Here is a 3,092-nt window from a genome sequence, read left to right as displayed (position 1 = left end):
GTGCGCTGGTCGAAGTCGGGGTAGGCGTTCCTCAGCCGGTTGGCGATGCCGCCGGCGTTGACCCAGCCGTCGCCGTCCTCGTCCATGTCGGCGATGACCGTGGCGATCAGGCGCACGGCCTCGGACGGGGGGCGTTTGCCGGGGGCCGGCGCGGCCCCCGCGGAGGCGGGCTCGGACCTGCGGCCGCGGCCCGACCCGGCCGGGGCCGAGGCGGCCTCGTCGTCGTTGTCGGACAGGCCGGCGGCGGCGGGGGCGCTCAGGTTCTCGGTGTAGATGAAGCGGGTGCAGGCCTGACGGAAGCTCTCGGGCGTCTTGCGCTCGCCGAAGCCATAGACGTCGACCCCCTCCTCGCGGATGCGCGACGCCAGCCGGGTGAAGTCGGCGTCCGACGAGACCAGACAGAAGCCGTCGAACCGGCCCGAGTGCAGCAGGTCCATCGCGTCGATGACCAGGGCGATGTCGCCCGAATTCTTGCCCTTGGTGTTGGCGAAATTCTGCTGCGGCTGGATGGCGAACCGCGCCAGCACCTTGGTCCAGCCCTGGATCTGGGCGCTGGCGAAATCGCCATAGATGCGCCGCGCCGACGCCTCGCCCAGCGTCGCGATCTCGGTGAACAGCGCCTCGGCGATCTTGGGCGACGCATTCTCCGCATCGATCAGCACCGCAAGACGCGGCGGCCGGCCGGAGGGCTTCGAGGTGTCGTTGGCCATGTCGTCGCGTTTCCTTCAGGTGCGTCAGCAGACCGAACTGCAGGTGTAGGTCAGGCCTCGACCGAGGTCAGACCCTGAGACAGCGTTCGCCCGCTGCGGGCGGCTATTCGACGGCGTATGCGTGCCCGCCCTTGCCGGAGGCGGGCCGGGGGGTCTTGGTCCAGCCGCCGGGGGCCAGCACCGTGCTGGCGGCGAGCAGTTCGACGCCCACGACCCGGTCGTCGGCGTCGTAGTCCAGGACGAACGGGCCAGCGTCCGAGCCGCCGACCGCACGCCCGTGCGACTGACGGATGTACAGCGCGTCGGCCTCTGGACCGTAGGTCATTTCAGGCGCCATGCGGCGGGCTCGGGCTCGCGTCTCGGTCCGAAAAGGCGGACAGAACCGGAATATGATCGCTTTCGACGATACACGCCACCCTGAGGAAGCGTGGCTTCACTACACGGCCCCCGCCCCGCAGCCCTATCCCTAGAGTTGCAATCCGCAAGAAGACGCGCTTTGATTATCCTGCGCGGAGAGGCTGGGGTTAGGATGACCCCGAAGGGGGCGTCGTGAAGCTGCCGGTGATCGCTCGAACGTTTGGAGTCCGGGGTCGCCACCAAACGCACGGCGACTCCAGCGGCTTCTGCGACATCGGATGATCGCCTTCACCGAAAAGCTGGTGGAAGCTTGCGTCGCGGCGTCGCCTACGACGTTCCTGCCGTTCGCGGCTTCAGTAGACCACCGACAACCAAAGCTGGGGGGTTTCATACCGGACCTCATCCTCTCGAGAGAGGGAGAGCCGCTCATACTCGAAATCCAGCTCCACGCGCTTGATCGGAACCACCTTTATCGATTGCTGGAGTATCGCGACCTCTATGAGGATGTTCACGGCGTCCAGCCTGAGTTGATGCTCATGGCCGAGATCGTGCCGGACCGGTTCAAACCGCTACTGCGGACACACAAGATCGAAACGATCAGCTTCGATCGACACGAGTTCCTCAAGCTTGCTCTGGACGCCTGCGCCAGCGAGATCGTTCCTCACGTTCTGAGTGGAGCCTCGGGTGGTTGCGACGAGCTGGACTCTGATGACGAGCCATCAGCAATCTCAAGGGCCGAGATCGAACCGCTGCGCTGGTCCCCGTCGATGTCCGCGCCGGAGGTCGAGGCCTTCTTCGAGCGACAGATCGCGGCGCTCGGACTGAAACGCCACGAGCTGCCCTTGCCGTACCAAAGGTCCGTCTATTCGGACCTTCGACGATCATATCGCGATCCGGTGGTGCAGGCGATCCAGACCATGTACCGCCCCCGAGACTGGAACTGGGGCAGGCTGCTGTCTGAACCCGGTCACCTGGGCCGACGCACGCTCTCGAAGCCGCGTATCGGGATCGGCTGTCACATCACGCAGAAGGGCAATTTCTCCGCCTACTTCTATGATCCCGACGAGCGAGAGGACAGTTCCTGGGCGCTTCCACCCCGTGGTTCATCCTACGGCTGGAGCCGCCCCGACGACGAGATCCTGTTCGTGCGGGATGTCACTCATCTCGACGCCCGTCCCGACCACAAGAGGCGATACGGCCAGGCCGACTGGAGCGGACTCGACTCCATTCTTATCGGGTGGCTGAAAGCCGCCTACGACGACATCATCGATGCGGCGCGGGTCATCTACGACGTCGAAGTCCACTCTGATATCTTCCTGGACACCGAGAACCTCAGCGCAAAAGCGGATTGGCGGCGGCGCGAGAGCGTCGTCGGCTGGAGAATCTCCAATTCCGAAGACGAGAGACGCAAGGCGGCCGAGGTGCGGCTCCTGAACCTGCGTGAAACCCACGGAATAGATATCGACACGTTCGTCGATGTGTATGCCAGGAACATCGGCGCCAAGAACCAGACGGTCCTCGCGCCCGCTCATGTGGTGCGCGCGCTCAAGGCGGCAGGCGCCGAGATGGACGCCAAGGACATCAGGGAAACCTTGGCTGAGTTGCGGCTGGTGGAACCCGCCGACTACGCCAAGGCCCGGCCGTGGGAGGCCCTCAGTCGTCGTCCATCTTCAGCGCCGCGATGAAGGCTTCCTGCGGGATCTCGACCTTGCCGAACTGACGCATGCGCTTCTTCCCGGCCTTCTGCTTCTCCAGCAGCTTCTTCTTCCGCGTGGCGTCGCCGCCGTAGCATTTGCTGGTCACGTCCTTCCGCAGCGCCCGCACCGTTTCGCGGGCGATGATCTTGCCGCCGATGGCCGCCTGGATCGGGATGACGAACATGTGGGGCGGGATCAGCTCCTTCATCTTCTCGACCATGCTGCGCCCGCGCATCTCGGCTCGGCCGCGGTGGACCAGCATGGACAGGGCGTCGACCGGCTCGGCGTTGACGAGGATGTTCATCTTGACCAGGTCGCCGACCTTGTA

The 3,092-nt window shown here is 65.1% G+C and carries 3 protein-coding genes and 1 pseudogene; 1 reads left to right on the top strand and 3 read right to left on the bottom strand.

Going from position 1 to position 3,092, the window contains the following annotated elements:
* Both VGB60_RS09880 and VGB60_RS09875 read right to left on the bottom strand, forming a co-directional pair.
* The coding region (locus VGB60_RS09880; RefSeq protein ID WP_331038094.1) for an NYN domain-containing protein at nucleotides 1-710 on the bottom strand (710 nt) is incomplete at its 3' end.
* A 103-nt stretch (nucleotides 711-813) separates the two neighbouring features.
* On the bottom strand, nucleotides 814-1,035 hold the full coding sequence (locus VGB60_RS09875) for a DUF2283 domain-containing protein (RefSeq protein WP_331038093.1): 222 nt from the start codon (nucleotides 1,033-1,035) through the stop codon (nucleotides 814-816).
* 310 nt (nucleotides 1,036-1,345) lie between these two features.
* Between VGB60_RS09875 and VGB60_RS09870 the strand changes: the two genes are divergently transcribed.
* The gene (locus VGB60_RS09870; RefSeq protein ID WP_331038092.1) at nucleotides 1,346-2,752 is read left to right on the top strand and encodes a hypothetical protein; all 1,407 of its coding nucleotides are present in this window, start codon (nucleotides 1,346-1,348) and stop codon (nucleotides 2,750-2,752) included.
* On the opposite strand, the pseudogene VGB60_RS09865 reads toward VGB60_RS09870, so the two are convergent.
* Nucleotides 2,721-3,092 (bottom strand): annotated as a pseudogene (locus tag VGB60_RS09865) (elongation factor 4); the annotation flags it as partial. The gene VGB60_RS09870 and the pseudogene VGB60_RS09865 overlap by 32 nt on opposite strands.

The sequence above is a fragment of the Brevundimonas sp. genome (genome assembly GCF_036399195.1).
Lineage (GTDB): Bacteria > Pseudomonadota > Alphaproteobacteria > Caulobacterales > Caulobacteraceae > Brevundimonas.
This window is presented reverse-complemented; position numbering and strand designations above follow the sequence as displayed.